Origin of the sequence: Aliisedimentitalea scapharcae (assembly GCF_045277565.1) — a bacterium.
In the GTDB taxonomy this organism is placed as follows: Bacteria; Pseudomonadota; Alphaproteobacteria; order Rhodobacterales; family Rhodobacteraceae; genus Aliisedimentitalea; species Aliisedimentitalea scapharcae.
This window is the reverse complement of record NZ_CP123584.1, coordinates 2,653,504-2,668,163: the sequence shown is the minus strand read 5'-3', so window position 1 is coordinate 2,668,163 and position 14,660 is coordinate 2,653,504. Positions and strand designations below refer to the sequence as shown.

Genomic DNA, 14,660 nt, shown 5'->3' with positions numbered 1-14,660 from the left:
GTTTACGGCGCGGTCGTGACACCGGCTGTCCTGAGACGATCGTGATCCGGAAACCAGATCTGATCATGTGGCGTATCGCTGATTTGTTCAACAAAGGCCGGGTCCACGCCTTGGTCGCGAAAGCTGGCATGATCCTTTTCCTGTTCAGCCACGGGGTCCAACAGCTGTTGGGGGGCGTCCAGCTTGTAGGCGTGGAACCCCAATCGCCCGGTGGGTGCCAGGCTGCGGCGGACCCCTGCGATAAAGATCAATGTGCAGGCCGAGGCACAGGTGCCGTCGACATGTGTCTCCAAACGGTGGTGGTGTACCTGCAGAGCCACGGCCCTGGCCGCATAGATCAGCCCACCATCGCTGTTTAGAATCAATCGCGTAACGCCCGGATGGACCGCGAGCATTTGCCGTGTGGTTTCAAACATGTCGAAATCGACCGGCCCGCGCAGATAAAGCGTGGTCCCTGTCAATGTCACATCGCCCACGCGCGGCGTCCATACCGGCGGTGCCACGGCGCTGCGCCGGGCCAGGCTGTCCAGATGCGGCAGAACCGTCAGCACCACACAGACCCCAACCACCGCGAGGCCCGCCAAAAAGGCCACCAACTGCGGGCCGCTGTCCAAATGGCGGCGCAAGGATCGAATGGCACCCACCAATTGCCAGATCAACAGCGCAATGTCCGGGATCAACCACAGGCCGCCACCGGAAAAGACCAGCATCCGCAACCCTAGAACGGTGATCAATACCGTCGGGAGCGGCGCGATCTGGCCCTGCCAATGTTGGCGGACAAAGCGGCGGATGAGGCAGAGCATCTGTGTCAGCCTAGGGGCACCTGCCAAAATTGGGAAACGTTAATCGGACCCTGCCGTGGGATTATTCGACAAAGCGGACCTTGCCAATAAACGGGAGGTTGCGATTGCGTTGGGCATAGTCGATGCCATACCCCACGACAAATTCATCCGGAATTTCAAAGCCGATGTAATCCGAGCGGAAATCGACTTCGCGCCGGCTGGGTTTGTCCAGCAGGGCGATGGATTTAAGGCGCGCGGGATTGCGGCTTGCCAATAGGTGGGTGACATGGTTCAGGGTATGCCCGGTATCGACGATATCTTCGACGACCAACACGTCACGTCCTTCAATTGCACCACGCAAGTCTTTGAGAATGCGTACTTCTCGACTGCTTTGCATGCTGTCTCCATAAGAGGAGGCTTCGAGGAAGTCGACTTCGATCGGGAGGTCCAATTCACGCACCAGATCGGCGATGAACACGAAACTGCCCCGCAACAGGCCGACCACGATCAACTTGTCCGTGCCCTCGAATTCGTCATGGATTTCGCGGCTCAACTCTTCGATCCGCGCCGCAATCGTCTTGGCCGAAATCATTGTGTCGATGACATATGGACGCTGTGACATCTGTCCCCCCTTGATCTTTGGGCGCATCCATACGACATCAGCTGCCACGAAACAAAAGAAAACATACAGGTTGCGATGCCGACGCATTCCGAAACCCGCCATCTGCCCTATTCTGCTCAGCAGATGTACGATCTGGTCGCGGATGTGGCCCAATACCCGACGTTTCTGCCCTGGTGTGCCGCGGCACGGATCCGGTCAAAGACGCCGTTGGGCGCGGCCGAAGTGCTGGAGGCGGATCTGGTGATTTCCTTCAAGGTCTTTCGCGAACGCTTTGGCAGCCGTGTCACCCTGTTTCCCGATGATATGAAGATCGACACCGAATATCTGGATGGGCCTTTCAAATACATGAAATCCAACTGGAGTTTCGAAAGCTGCGATGACGGAGGGTGCAATGTCTCCTTTTTTGTCGATTTTGAGTTCCGCAATGCGGTATTGCAGGGCATCATCGGTGTTGTATTCAATGAGGCGATGCATCGCATAGTACGGGCATTCGAACACCGCGCGGCAGAGTTGTATGGCTGAGCCGCCTTTAGGGGGGCTTTGACATGGCAGACAGTTTCACGACCCGACTGGCAGATTTTGCAACCGCTCCGGTAACCCCGTCGGGGCCGGCGCGACAAACCACCGTGTTGTCGGCTCTGGACTGGCTGGCGGTGGGACGCGCGGGCAGCGCTGAACCTGTCTCGCGGATTCTGCGGGCACAGGCCACCGAAGAAGGCGGCGCGCCTCAGGCGCGGCTGTTTGGTGGTGGCGCAGCGCCTGCGCGCATGGCGGCATTGGTCAATGGCACGGTCAGCCATGCGCTGGATTATGACGACACCCATTTTGCTCATATCGGCCATCCGTCAGTGGCTGTTTTTCCGGCTGCATTGGCCATGGGAGAACGCCAGGGCGGTGCAATTGCCGGAGTGTTGGAGGCGGCGCTGGTCGGGATGGAAGTGTCGATCCGGGTCGGTGTGTGGTTGGGACGCGGGCATTATCAGCGCGGATTTCATCAAACCGCCACGGCCGGGGCCTTTGGGGCCGCGGTTGCAGCTGGGCGGTTGGCTGGTTTGGATGCACAGGCCATGACACAGGTTCTGGGGCTGACAGCAACCCGCGCAGCCGGGCTCAAGGTCCAGTTCGGAACGATGGCAAAACCCTATAATGCCGGGCTTGCCGCATCCTGCGGGGTCGAGGCGGCTCTTTTGGTGGCGCGGGGGTTCCAGGCCAACCCTGACGCGATGTCCGGCGAATTCGGCTTTGCGGCCACCCATCATGGGGCGGGGGACATCGACAAGGCGCTGGCGGGGCTGGGGGAGCATTGGTTGTTCGAGACGGTCAGCCACAAATTTCACGCCTGCTGTCACGGGCTGCACGCAGCGCTTGAGGCGGCGCGCGATCTGGATCTGGCCGCGCCCGAGATTGCGGAATTGTCGGTGCGCACCCATCCCCGGTGGATGAGCGTGTGCAACCAACCGATGCCGACAACCGGGTTGGGGGCCAAATTTTCCTATGGGACGGTCCTGGCCATGCGGGCGCTGGGGTATGACACCGCCCGTCTCGACTCCTATACCGATCAGATCTGTGCAGATCCCAAGGTCAGGGGACTGCGCGCCATGGTCCGGGTCGAAGCCGATGACAGCCTGAGCGAAACCGAAGCGGTTGTCACGGTGTTGCGCCGTGACGGTGTGCGGCGCGAGGCTCATCATGATCTGGCCGCACCGATGGAGATGACGGACCGCGAGGCGCGTGTGCGCGAAAAAGCCCAAAATTTGATCGGAGAAACAAGCGCCCGCGCCATCTGGTCGCTGTTGCGCGGGGGCGGCGCGGTCGAAGATTTGGCGGCCTTGGTGTCCGAATAGCAAAACGGGGCCTGTAAAGACCCCGTTTCCGTGCCCCCGAGAGAGCGGTTGACTGAAGGTATCAGCTGCTCATGTCATAGGCGCGTTCGCCATGAACGCTGAGGTCCAGACCGTTGGTTTCGGTTTCCAAATCGACACGCAACGGCGTGATTGCGGCACAGATCTTGACCAGAACCACGGTGACAATGGTGGTAAAGAGACCGACAACGACCAGCCCACCCAGCTGCGCGGCCCAGGTGCCCGCACCAAAAAGCGCGATCATGATGGTGCCAAAGATACCGCCCACACCGTGAACCGCAAACACATCCAGCGTGTCGTCGATTTTCAGTTTGTTGCGCACCAGGTTCACCGCCTCCTGACACAGCACCCCGGCGATGGCACCGATGATCAACGCCTCGATGGGACCGACAAACCCGGATGCCGGGGTGATCGAAGCCAACCCGGCGATGGTCCCTGTGACCAGCCCGACCAGCGAGGCCTTGCCATATTTGATCTTTTCCCACAGTGCCCAGGTCAAAGAGGCGGTTGCGGCCGAGATGTGTGTCACGGCGATTGCCATGGCCGCGCCACCGTCTGCGGCCAGCTGCGAGCCGCCGTTGAAGCCGAACCAGCCAACCCACAGCATCCCGGCACCGATCATCACAAACCCGGGGTTGTGCGGCGGGGTCGTGCGGTGTTTGCGCGGCCCCAGAAAGAACGCCACGATCAGCGCCGCCAGACCGGCTGTTTCATGCACCACGATGCCACCGGCAAAGTCACGGACCCCAATGTCGCCAAAGATACCGCCGTCGGCCAACATGCCGCCACCCCAGATCCAATGCACAACCGGCGCATAACAGACCAGCATCCACAGGGATGAAAACAGCAGCACAAAACCAAAGCCGACCCGCTCGACATAGGCCCCTACAATCAGGGCCGGGGTGATGATGGCAAATGTCATCTGAAAGGCAAAAAACAGCACCTCGGGCAGGGTGCCCGACAGGCTGTCGACGGTGACACCTGACAACATGGCCTTGTCCAACCCGCCCCAGATCCCGCTTTCACCGGGGCCAAAGGCAATGGAATACCCCAGGAAGAACCACAGAACGCTCATCAAACAGGCAATCGCATAGCAATGCATGAACACGCTGAGCACATTTCGCGCACGTACAAGTCCACCGTAAAACAACGCCAATCCAGGCAATGTCATAAAGAGGACCAGGGCGGTTGCCACCGTGATCCATGCTGTGTCGGCTCCGTTCATCTGCCGTTCCTTTCCATCATCCGTGGGGTTGGCAGGTGTTCAAGCGGAGCGAAGCTGCGGAAAAAAGGGGCAGACCGATAATAGTCGCCCAAAATTGCCGCCTTTTAAGCAATGCCTGTTTTTTCAGCGCCCTGGCAGGGGGCATGCCTGATTACAGGTCTCTTTGGGAAATCGCCCGTGACAGCAAAGTCAGGGCGTGGTCCCGTGTGGCCTGACGGACATGGTCGCGACCGATGGCACCGAATTCGATGGTTTCAGTAACGGTGTCCTGACCGGTCTGTGCCAATCCGAAACACACGCGGCCTTCGGGTTTGAACTCGGACCCGCCAGGCCCGGCAATGCCGGTGACCGAGACCGCCAGCGTCGCGGGGGAATGGGTCAGCGCACCCGTCGCCATTTCGGCGGCGACCTGTTGCGAAACCGCGCCATGGGCGGTCAGTGTTTCGGCCTGCACGCCCAGCATCTCCATCTTGGCCTGATTGGAATAGGTGACGAACCCGCGGTCCACGACGGCAGAAGAGCCGGGAATGTCGGTCAGCGCCGCGACGATCAACCCCCCGGTACAGCTTTCGGCGGTGGTAATCATGACTTTTGCGCGGGTGGCACGGGCGATCAGGTCGGTGACGTCAACAGCGGTCATTGGCCCATGACCCCATGCCACACCCCGGCCAATGCCATGACCCCGATGGCGGCAAAAACACCCGCAATGATGTCATCCAGCATCACGCCCAGGGCATCCCCGCGCCGGTCTGCGGTACCGATGGGTCCGGGTTTGGTGATGTCGAACAGGCGAAACAGCACAAACGCGGCGATCCAACCCGGCCACATGGCAAGGACCGGGATGTCATGAGCCCAGGCCGCATAGCTGAGCGGAAGCAGTGCTGTAAATTGTCCGGCCACTTCGTCGATCACGATTTCGGACGGATCATGGTCGCCCCCATGCGACGTATATTCCCGGGTGGCCCAGATCCCGACGATCAGAGCAAATGCGGTCCCCATCAACAACAATGGAAACCCACCCAATGTATGCAGTGCCCAGGCCAGTGGCAGGGCCACAGCCGATCCCCAGGTACCAGGGGCAGGGCGGATGTGGCCGACGCCACAAACGGTGCCGATCATATGCGCCAGCTGTTTCATGATTTCACCAACGCTGCCGTGGCGATCGACGCGATACCTTCGCCGCGTCCGGTGAACCCCAGACGTTCCGATGTCGTTGCCTTGATTGACACCCGATCCGGGTCGATGTCCAGAATTCGGGCCATTTCCTGCTGCATTTGGGCGGCGTGGGGGCCGACCTTGGGGTATTCACAGACCAGGGTGCAATCGATGTTGGACAGGGTGAAACCCATGTTGCGGGCCAAATCGGCGGCGTGGCGTAGAAAGATTTCAGAGGCCGCCCCCTTCCATTGCGGATCTGATGGCGGGAAATGACGACCGATGTCGCCCTGTGCCAGCGCACCATAGATTGCATCTGTCACGGCATGCATACCCACGTCAGCATCGGAATGACCCTGAAGGGTGCGGTCATGGGGGATTTCGACCCCACACAGGATCACGCTGTCGCCAGGGCCAAAGCGGTGTACGTCATATCCATTGCCCAGTCTGATATCCATCTCGGCTCCCCGGCGGTCTTGTGTCAGAATCTGTTCCGCCCGGGCGAAATCCTCGGGGCGGGTGATTTTCAGGTTGTCGGCCTCGCCCGGAACGATGGCAACGGTGAACCCGGCATCACGCGCGACCTCTACATCATCTGCCGCGCCACCGCGATGGGTAAGATGTGCCTGACAAATGGCATCATAGCGAAACCCTTGTGGGGTCTGGGCGGCGTACAACCCGTCCCGGTTGCGGGTGCCGGTGACCTGACCTGCATCCCCCGTCCAAAGCGCATCGGTAACGGCCAGCCCGGGGGCCGCGCCCGGGGCGCTGTACAATGCCGCCTCTACGGCATGGATAAGAGCCGGAGAGACACAGGGGCGGGCCACATCGTGGATCAGCACCTTGTCGATCCCGCGCCCCTCAAGCGCCTTGAGCCCGTTTTGCACCGAACCTGCCCGGTCCGTGCCACCCGGGGCAAGAATGATGTCAGAGTGGGCTTCAAATTCATCCCAATATTGCCTGTCATCGCGGTTCAGAACCAATACGATCAGCGGCAGGCCCGCCGCTCGAAACCGCTCCAAGGTCCAGTCCGCTACCCGTTTGCCGGCAAGCGGGCGCCATTGTTTCGGCAGGCCGCCACCGGCCCTCTGGCCGCGCCCGGCGGCCACGATCAGGGCAGCTGTGGTCATCTGGGATCTCCGGAGTCTGATACCGGATCTGTTTATGCTGTGATGCAAACCGAGGCAATCACCCGAGGTTATGCGCCTAATTTTTGTGCAAATGCATAATTCATGGGCATTGAATCCCCTCCTGTCATTGCTGCATATCCGGGGCTTCGTTACGTTCACCACAACTGCACAAGGAATAGGCGCTTGTCTTTCACCCTCGGATCCACGGCATTGAACCCGCCCATTGCGCTGGCCCCCATGGCGGGAATCACGGATCGTCCGTTTCGCGATCTCGTCCGGTCGTTTGGGGTCGGGTTGATGGTCAGCGAAATGGTCGCGAGCCAGGAAATGGTCCAGGCCAAACCCGGGGTGCGCGAACGGGCCGAGCTGAGCGCAGATGTGGAAAACACCGCCGTACAGTTGGCGGGCCGTGAAACCCATTGGATGGCCGAAGCTGCCCGTCAGGTTGCTGGGCGCGGAGCCCGGATCATCGACATCAACATGGGGTGTCCGGCAAAAAAGGTCACAAGCGGATTTTCCGGCTCGGCGCTGTTGAAAACGCCGGATCACGCGCTGCGCCTGATCGACGCCGTGGTGGCGGCGGTCGATGTACCGGTGACCCTGAAAACCCGGTTGGGGTGGGATGAAAACAGCCTGAATGCCGCCGACGTTGCGCGTCGCGCGCAGGATTCAGGTGTGCAGATGGTGACAATCCACGGCCGCACCCGCTGTCAGTTTTACAAGGGGCAGGCCGATTGGGCGGCCATTCGCGCCATCAAGAACGCGGTCAGCGTGCCGGTTCTGGCCAACGGAGATATTCTTGACAGCGCCGATGCGGCCCGGGCACAGGAGCAATCCGGCGCGGATGGCGTCATGGTGGGACGCGGAACCCAGGGGCGACCATGGCTGTTGGCCGAAATCGCCCATGACCTGTGGGGCGCGCCTAAACCCGAAATCCCCTCTGGATCTGCGTTGATTGAACTGGTTTGTGACCACTATCGCGCCATGCTGGCCTTTTATGGGCCTGATCTGGGCCTGCGTGTCGCACGCAAGCATCTGGGCTGGTACATGGACCGGGCCGGCACAGGCACCCAGCTGCGTCGCGCTGTTTTGACGCAAAAGGACCCGGGGCAGGTTCTGGCTTTGCTGCCGGATGCCTTGAGCGATCAGGGCGGGCAGGTGGCCGCATGAGTTTCAACGGTGCCATCTGGACCTCGTTACCGGTTCCCGCCTTTGTCGTTGACGAACACGACAGGGTGACGGATGTGAATTCGGCGGGCGAAGGGTTTGTCAACGCGTCGAGCCGAACGATCACTGGCAACAATATCTGGACTTTGATCCAGATCGACCCGCCGATTGCCGATACAATGGCCCGGTCACGCGACAATGGCACGCCTTTGTTTGTGAATGACGCTGATGTCGGGACGGGACATCGCGGCCCGCTGCATTGCTCGATTCAGGTGGCACCGGTGCAGGGGCATCCGGGCAAGATGCTGATGTTGCTGTCGCCGCGCGAATTGGCCGGACGCATGACCCAGAACCATTCGGTCAAATCGGCGGCGCAATCCGCAATTGGCATGGCCGAAATGATGGCACATGAGATCAAGAACCCGCTGGCGGGGATCACTGGCGCGGCGCAATTGCTGTCGATGAATGTCGGACGCGAAGACGTCGAACTGACCGATCTGATCGTCGCCGAATGCCAGCGTATCGTAAAGTTGCTGGAGCAGGTGGAACAATTCGGAAACCTGTCGGAACCAGACCGAAAACCGGTTAACCTGCATGATGTCCTGGACCGGGCGCGCCGGTCTGCCCAATTGGGGTTTGGCGCGCATATGACGATTGTCGAAGATTACGATCCGTCCCTGCCGATGGCATATGGTGATCCGGATCAATTGTTGCAGGTGGTTTTGAATCTCCTAAAGAACGCCTCGGAAGCCGCTGATTCAAAAGGAGGGTGCATCAGAATTCGCACCTATTTTGAACATTCCTTTCGACTGCGAAACAAACAAGGTGGCGCATCGTCTCTGCCGTTGCAGATCGAGATTTCCGATGATGGGCCGGGGCTGCCGGACAAGATCAAAGGCGATATTTTTGATCCATTTGTGTCGGGGCGGGAAAACGGGACCGGGTTGGGTTTGGCGTTGGTGTCCAAGATCATATCAGACCACGGTGGCTGGATCACGGTCACCAGCGAACCGGGGTGCACGATTTTCCGCCTGTCGTTGCCGCGCGCCCCGCGCGATGCGTTGCAGTCGGAGTAAACAGGAGACAATACCATGGATGGCACCGTTCTGGTCGCTGATGACGACCGCACGATCCGCACCGTTCTGACCCAGGCCCTGACGCGTGCCGGGTGCAAGGTGCACGCCACAAGCTCGTTGACGACGCTGATGCGCTGGGTGAGCGAGGGCAAGGGCGATCTGGTGATTTCGGACGTGATGATGCCGGACGGAAACGGGCTCGAAATGCTGCCAAAGATCGCCGAGGACCGGCCCGGGTTGCCGGTGATCGTGATTTCGGCCCAGAACACCATCATGACCGCGATCAAGGCCGCGGAGGCCGAGGCATATGACTATTTGCCCAAGCCCTTTGACCTGCCGGACCTGATGAAACGCACCGCCAAGGCGCTCAGTCAGCGTCGCGTGATCTCGGCGTCTGCACCATCCGACAATGACATGGACCGCCCCGAAGAATTGCCGTTGGTGGGGCGAACCGAAATCATGCAGTCGCTGTATCGGGTGGTGGCGCGGATGATGAATACCGACCTGCCGATCCTGATCACAGGCGAAAGCGGTGTCGGCAAATCGTTGATTGCAAAAACCATTCACGACCTGTCAGATCGCCGGTCCCAGGCCTTTGTTCTGGCAGAAGAAGCGGAACTGATGGACCTGGAAGGGCCGATGCGCCTGTTGGAACGGGCACGGGGCGGCACCATTCTGTTTGACGAAATCGCTGATCTGTCGGATTCCGCGCAGGCCAGAATCGTCAGAATGATGGACATGCCGGGGGATCGGTCGCCTCGGTTCATGGCGACCAGCCAGGTCGATCTGCAACCGCTGATGGAAGACGGCAAGCTGCGCCAGGATCTGTTCTATCGTTTGAACGGCACGCTGATCCATGTTCCTGCATTGCGTGAACGGGTCGAAGACATTCCGTTGTTGGCTGAACATTTTTTGACACGGGCCGAAATTGAAGGGGCTCCGAAACGATATTTCAGCGAGGCCGCCCGACAAAAACTGCGCTCCCATGCCTGGCCGGGCAACGTGCGCCAGTTGGAGAATGCGGTGCGCCGCCTGGGATATACCAGCCGGGCCGAAGAAATCACCGAAACCGAGGTCGAGATGGGTCTGGGCCCCCAGGCCGGCCCCGCGCCGGTTTCCGGGATCAACAATGGTGAAAAACTGTCGGATTCGGTGGCCCGCCATCTGCGACGCTATTTCGACCTGCATGGGGACATGATGCCGCCGTCAGGATTATACGCGCGGGTGCTGCGGGAACTGGAACTGCCGCTGATCGAAATCGCGCTGGATGCCTCGGGGGGGAACCAGGCAAAATGCGCCGATCTTCTGGGGATCAATCGCAATACGCTGCGCAAGAAGATCACTGACCTGGATATTGAGGTGACACGCCGTCGCAAACTGATGTAATATCGCCACAGAACCGTGGCGAACCAGTGTCAGTGCTCGTGCTGATCTGGAAAAGACCACGACATATGGCGGTGCGCCCAATGGGCGCCACATCAGGATGAGGGCAGCTCGTGGCACTTCGGTCACAATCCGGACCGTTTTTTGCGTTGAATCGGTGGCGTAGAACCCGTCGGGCCCGCAATGTTGGCACCTTGGGCCTTGTGCTTTTGGGGCCTATTCTGGCGTTGGCAACCTTCCTGGTTTTGGGGCCCTTTGATTTGGGGACCCGCGCGACGGCGCTGCGAATGATTCTGTTGGCCGATCTGGTCTATGTGCTGGTGGTCGCGGCATTGGTTCTGGGGCAGGTAGGGCGTTTGATCGCTGCGCGCCGGGCCAAATCGGCGGGTTCCCGCCTGCACCTGCGATTGATCGGGGTGTTTGGGCTGTTGGCGCTGATCCCGACCGTCACGGTGGCGGTGTTTGCCGGTCTGACGGTCAACATCGGGCTGGAGGGGTGGTTTTCCGAACGGGTCCGCCAGGTGGTTGGCAATTCGCTGGCTGCGGCGGAAGCCTATGAACAGGAACACCGCGCTGACCTGAGCCAAGATGCGATCGCGCTGGCGCGGTTTCTGGACAACAGCCGCAACCGGGTGTTTCTGATCAGCGACGCTGAATTGCGCCAGACCCTGGTCCAAGGTCAAGGTCAGATCCAGCGGGGCCTGCGCGAGGCCTATGTGATCGACGGAACCGGATCCATCCGCGCCCGCGGTGAGCAGTCGTATCTGTTTGATTTTGAAAAACCGTCGTCCGAGCATCTGGATCAGGCCAGCGAAAACGGGCTGACCATCATTCAGGACTGGGACAACAACGAATTCCGGGCTCTGGTGCCGCTCGAAGCCTTTGTGGATCGCTTTCTATACGTCAGTCGCGATGTGGATGGCGACATTCTGAGCCTTCTGGATGACACCAAACAGACTGTCCTGCTGTACCAGCAATTGGAAAGCGAACGGGGCCGGGTGGTTTTTGAATTCGGCCTTTTATATCTGGGGTTCGCGGTCATCCTGATTCTGGCTGCGGTCTGGTTGGGGTTGTGGTTTGCTGAACGTCTGTCGCGCCCCGTAGGACGCCTGATGACCGCTGCACAACGCGTGGGTGCCGGGGATCTGGACGTACAGGTGATCGAAGAAGAGGGCGACGACGAGATTGCCCAGATGGGCCGTTTCTTTAATCAGATGACATTGCAGCTGAAGGGGCAGCGGGACACGCTGCTGGAAAACACCCGTCAGATCGAACGCCGCCGTCGGTTGTTCGACTCTGTGCTTACGTCGGTCACATCCGGTGTGGTGGGGCTCGATTCCGATGGGCGGGTGACGTTTGTGAACAGATCGGCTGAACGGTTGTTGGGCTGGTCGGGTGATGAGCAATCTCTGGCGTTGGCCGTTGCAGTCCCGGAATTCGGAAGCTTGTTCGAAGGGCTGAAAGCGTCGGGCTCTGAAGTGGCACAGGATGAAATCAAGGTAACCCGTCAGGGCAGGTTGGAAAATCTGCTGGTGCGGATGTCGACCCGACGCAACGAAAACGGGCGGCTCGAAGGGTATGTTGTTGCCTTTGATGATGTGACGGATCTGGTCAGCGCACAGCGCATGGCCGCCTGGGGAGATGTGGCGCGCCGCATTGCACATGAAATCAAGAACCCGCTGACCCCCATCCAGCTGAGCGCAGAGCGTATCAAACGCAAATTCGCCCCCAAGCTGGGAGAGGAGAACAGCGATCAGCTTCAGAATATGACGGATGTGATCGTGCGACAGACCAATGATCTGCGTCGCATCGTCGATGAATTTTCAAAATTTGCTCGAATGCCGGAACCGGAACGGCGTGAAGAAGACCTGAACGCTTTGGTGCGCGACGCCGTGGTGTTGCAGCAGTCAGGGCAACCGGATCTGACCGTTCACGCCGATTTGCCCGCTGGGCCATGTTTGGCGGAATTGGACGCAACCATGATTGGTCAGGCGTTGACGAATTTGATCAAGAATGCAGGAGAGGCCATTGAAACGCTTAAGGAAAAGGGCGCTCCGGATAAGTTGGAACCACAGGTTCACGTCGCGTTGAAACCTCATGCGGGTGGGTATGAAATTACCATCGCAGACAATGGGATCGGTCTGCCCGAAGATCGGGCGAGATTGTTTGAACCCTACGTGACGACCCGCGACGAAGGCACCGGATTGGGGTTGCCAATCGTCAAGAAAATCATCGAAGAACACGGTGGCACCCTGCAATTGCAGGATGCACCGGTGTTCGGCGGGCAGGATCATTATGGCGCCATGGCCGTGATCCGTTTGCCCGCATCCGTGCATGAGACGTCAGGCGATGCGTCCATGTCCAAAAGCAATACAGTGAAGGCAGGACTGACATGAGTGATATTCTGGTCGTTGATGACGAACGCGACATTCGCGAGCTGGTTTCGGATATTCTGGAAGACGAAGGCTATGCCACGCGCAAGGCAGGGAATTCGGATGAATGCATGGCCGAAATCACCTCGGAACCCCCTGCGCTGTTGATTCTGGATATCTGGCTCAAAGACAGCCAGATGGATGGAATCGACATCCTGAAAACGGTGAAACGGGATTACCCCGAGGTGCCAGTGGTGATCATTTCCGGCCATGGCAACATCGAAATCGCCGTGGCTGCGATCAAACAGGGGGCGTATGACTTCATCGAAAAGCCCTTTAACATCGACCAGTTGATGGTGGTGATCAGGCGCGCCATGGAAACCTCGCGTCTGCGCCGCGAAAACACCGAACTCAAACGCAAGGATACGGGCGGAGCCGATATGATCGGAACCTCCGCAGCCTTCCGGACGCTGCAGGGCCAGTTGGAAAAGGTGACCAAATCCAACGGTCGTGTGATGTTGAGCGGCCCTGCCGGTGTTGGCAAGGAAATCGCCGCACGTTTCATCCACACCAATTCCAACCGGGCCGGGGCACCGTTCATTACGGTGAACTGTGCCGGGGTCGAACCCGACCGAATGGAGGAGATGCTGTTTGGTCGCGAAAGCCAGGAGCGTGGCGTCGAACCAGGTCTGCTGGAACAGGCCCATGGGGGCGTTGTCTATTTCGATGAAGTGGCCGACATGCCGTTGGGTACGCAATCGAAAATCCTGAGAGTCCTGGTCGATCAGCAATTCCAACGGGTCGGCGGCGGCGACAAGATCAAGGTGGATTTGCGGGTGATTTCGTCGACCAACAAAAACCTCGAAACCGAGATCGCCGCCGATCGCTTCCGTCAGGAATTGTATCATCGGTTGAACGTGGTGCCGATTGCCGTACCGTCGCTGGCCGATCGACGCGAGGATATCCCGGTGCTGGCGGCCTACTTCATCGAGATGTTCCACGAAAACCAGGGTTTGCCGCTGCGTGAAGTATCCGAAGAAGCCGAGGCGCTGATGCAAACGATGAACTGGCCCGGAAATGTACGCCAGTTGAAGAATTTGATCGAACGGGTGTTGATCCTGGGGGATGGGGCGGGACCCATCGAAGCCCGTGAGTTGCCCAATGACGAAGAACCCAAAACCGATGATGGGCGTGTGGTTCTGTCCGGTGCGTTGGCAACCCTGCCATTGCGCGAAGCCCGCGAAGCCTTTGAACGCGAATATCTGCTGACTCAGATCAACCGGTTTGGCGGCAACATCAGCCGCACGGCTTCATTTGTCGGAATGGAGCGCAGCGCCTTGCACCGCAAGCTCAAGTCTCTGGGGGTTGTCACCTCGAACAAATCCGGTGCCCGGATCGCGCATCTGGACGAAGAAACCGCAGACAGTGAGATGTGAGACACAGGGCTGAGGGTCAGCCCTGGTCGACGATTTGAAAACTGCCGTCGTTATTGCGGATGACGCAGGACGTGTCGGTCAGATCGGGCAAACGGGAGGTCGCGCCGGGCGGGGCAGAATTGGCCACCCGTTGCGGACATTGGGAGATCGACACAGGTTGGTATCCTTTGGCAGCCATGCAGCTGTCGTTTCGCCGCTGGCGCAAACCTTTGTTCACGTCCACGGTGTAATAGGATCCTGGCACCCAATAGCCGGGGCTGGACGTACATTGACCCAACCCGTTGCAGATCCGACGCCCGGGGATATAGCGGGCGGGTGTTTGGCGGATCTGGTTGGCGACAGGGGCGTCTTTCAGCGCGCTGACCTCGCAGGCGTCGGTATCGGATTGCAGCTTTTGGACTGCAACACCGGGTTTGTAGTAGATGGCCAACGGGGAACAGGCAGTCATCA

At 59.4% G+C, this 14,660-nt stretch carries 14 protein-coding genes; 7 read left to right on the top strand and 7 right to left on the bottom strand.

Annotation, left to right across the window (positions count from 1 at the left end; genetic code table 11):
- Positions 1-2 precede the first annotated feature (2 nt).
- A complete protein-coding gene (locus QEZ52_RS12535; protein WP_406644690.1) occupies positions 3-803 on the bottom strand; it encodes a hypothetical protein in 801 nt (266 codons plus the stop codon).
- A 61-nt stretch (positions 804-864) separates the two neighbouring features.
- Positions 865-1,404, bottom strand: a complete 540-nt coding sequence (hpt, locus tag QEZ52_RS12530; RefSeq protein ID WP_406644689.1) for a phosphoribosyltransferase — start codon at positions 1,402-1,404, stop codon at positions 865-867.
- A 75-nt stretch (positions 1,405-1,479) separates the two neighbouring features.
- Between hpt and QEZ52_RS12525 the strand changes: the two genes are divergently transcribed.
- A complete protein-coding gene (locus QEZ52_RS12525) occupies positions 1,480-1,926 on the top strand; it encodes a type II toxin-antitoxin system RatA family toxin (RefSeq protein ID WP_406644688.1) in 447 nt (148 codons plus the stop codon).
- A 23-nt stretch (positions 1,927-1,949) separates the two neighbouring features.
- On the top strand, positions 1,950-3,248 hold the full coding sequence (locus QEZ52_RS12520; protein ID WP_406644686.1) for an MmgE/PrpD family protein: 1,299 nt from the start codon (positions 1,950-1,952) through the stop codon (positions 3,246-3,248).
- Between the two features lie 61 nt (positions 3,249-3,309).
- Here the strand turns inward: QEZ52_RS12520 and QEZ52_RS12515 are convergent, their stop codons facing one another.
- From QEZ52_RS12515 to QEZ52_RS12500, 4 genes are all read right to left on the bottom strand, one after another.
- Positions 3,310-4,491, bottom strand: a complete 1,182-nt coding sequence (locus QEZ52_RS12515) for an ammonium transporter (protein ID WP_406644685.1) — start codon at positions 4,489-4,491, stop codon at positions 3,310-3,312.
- Positions 4,492-4,642: 151 nt separating this feature from the next.
- On the bottom strand, positions 4,643-5,131 hold the full coding sequence (locus QEZ52_RS12510) for a CinA family protein (protein WP_406644684.1): 489 nt from the start codon (positions 5,129-5,131) through the stop codon (positions 4,643-4,645).
- Positions 5,128-5,628: a phosphatidylglycerophosphatase A gene (locus tag QEZ52_RS12505; RefSeq protein ID WP_406644683.1), complete on the bottom strand. Its 501-nt coding sequence runs from the start codon at positions 5,626-5,628 to the stop codon at positions 5,128-5,130. The genes QEZ52_RS12510 and QEZ52_RS12505 overlap by 4 nt, the downstream gene beginning before the upstream one ends.
- Positions 5,625-6,776 (bottom strand): bifunctional 2-C-methyl-D-erythritol 4-phosphate cytidylyltransferase/2-C-methyl-D-erythritol 2,4-cyclodiphosphate synthase, encoded by a 1,152-nt coding sequence (locus tag QEZ52_RS12500; protein ID WP_406644681.1) that lies wholly within the window; start codon positions 6,774-6,776, stop codon positions 5,625-5,627. Before QEZ52_RS12500 ends, QEZ52_RS12505 begins: the two co-directional genes overlap by 4 nt.
- A gap of 183 nt (positions 6,777-6,959) precedes the next feature.
- Between QEZ52_RS12500 and dusB the strand changes: the two genes are divergently transcribed.
- From dusB to QEZ52_RS12475, 5 genes are all read left to right on the top strand, one after another.
- A complete protein-coding gene (gene dusB, locus QEZ52_RS12495) occupies positions 6,960-7,946 on the top strand; it encodes a tRNA dihydrouridine synthase DusB (RefSeq protein ID WP_406644680.1) in 987 nt (328 codons plus the stop codon).
- Positions 7,943-9,019, top strand: a complete 1,077-nt coding sequence (locus QEZ52_RS12490) for a nitrogen regulation protein NR(II) (RefSeq protein WP_406644679.1) — start codon at positions 7,943-7,945, stop codon at positions 9,017-9,019. Before dusB ends, QEZ52_RS12490 begins: the two co-directional genes overlap by 4 nt.
- A gap of 15 nt (positions 9,020-9,034) precedes the next feature.
- Complete coding sequence (locus QEZ52_RS12485; RefSeq protein ID WP_406644678.1) at positions 9,035-10,405, top strand: response regulator; 1,371 nt, start codon at positions 9,035-9,037, stop codon at positions 10,403-10,405.
- A gap of 110 nt (positions 10,406-10,515) precedes the next feature.
- Positions 10,516-12,798, top strand: a complete 2,283-nt coding sequence (locus QEZ52_RS12480; RefSeq protein ID WP_406644677.1) for an ATP-binding protein — start codon at positions 10,516-10,518, stop codon at positions 12,796-12,798.
- Positions 12,795-14,210 carry a sigma-54 dependent transcriptional regulator gene (locus QEZ52_RS12475; protein ID WP_406644676.1) on the top strand — a complete coding sequence of 472 codons (1,416 nt, stop codon included), beginning with the start codon at positions 12,795-12,797 and terminating at the stop codon, positions 14,208-14,210. The genes QEZ52_RS12480 and QEZ52_RS12475 overlap by 4 nt, the downstream gene beginning before the upstream one ends.
- A 16-nt stretch (positions 14,211-14,226) precedes the next feature.
- On the opposite strand, the gene QEZ52_RS12470 is transcribed toward QEZ52_RS12475, so the two are convergent.
- Complete coding sequence (locus QEZ52_RS12470; protein ID WP_406644675.1) at positions 14,227-14,658, bottom strand: hypothetical protein; 432 nt, start codon at positions 14,656-14,658, stop codon at positions 14,227-14,229.
- Between the last annotated feature and the right edge of the window lie 2 nt (positions 14,659-14,660).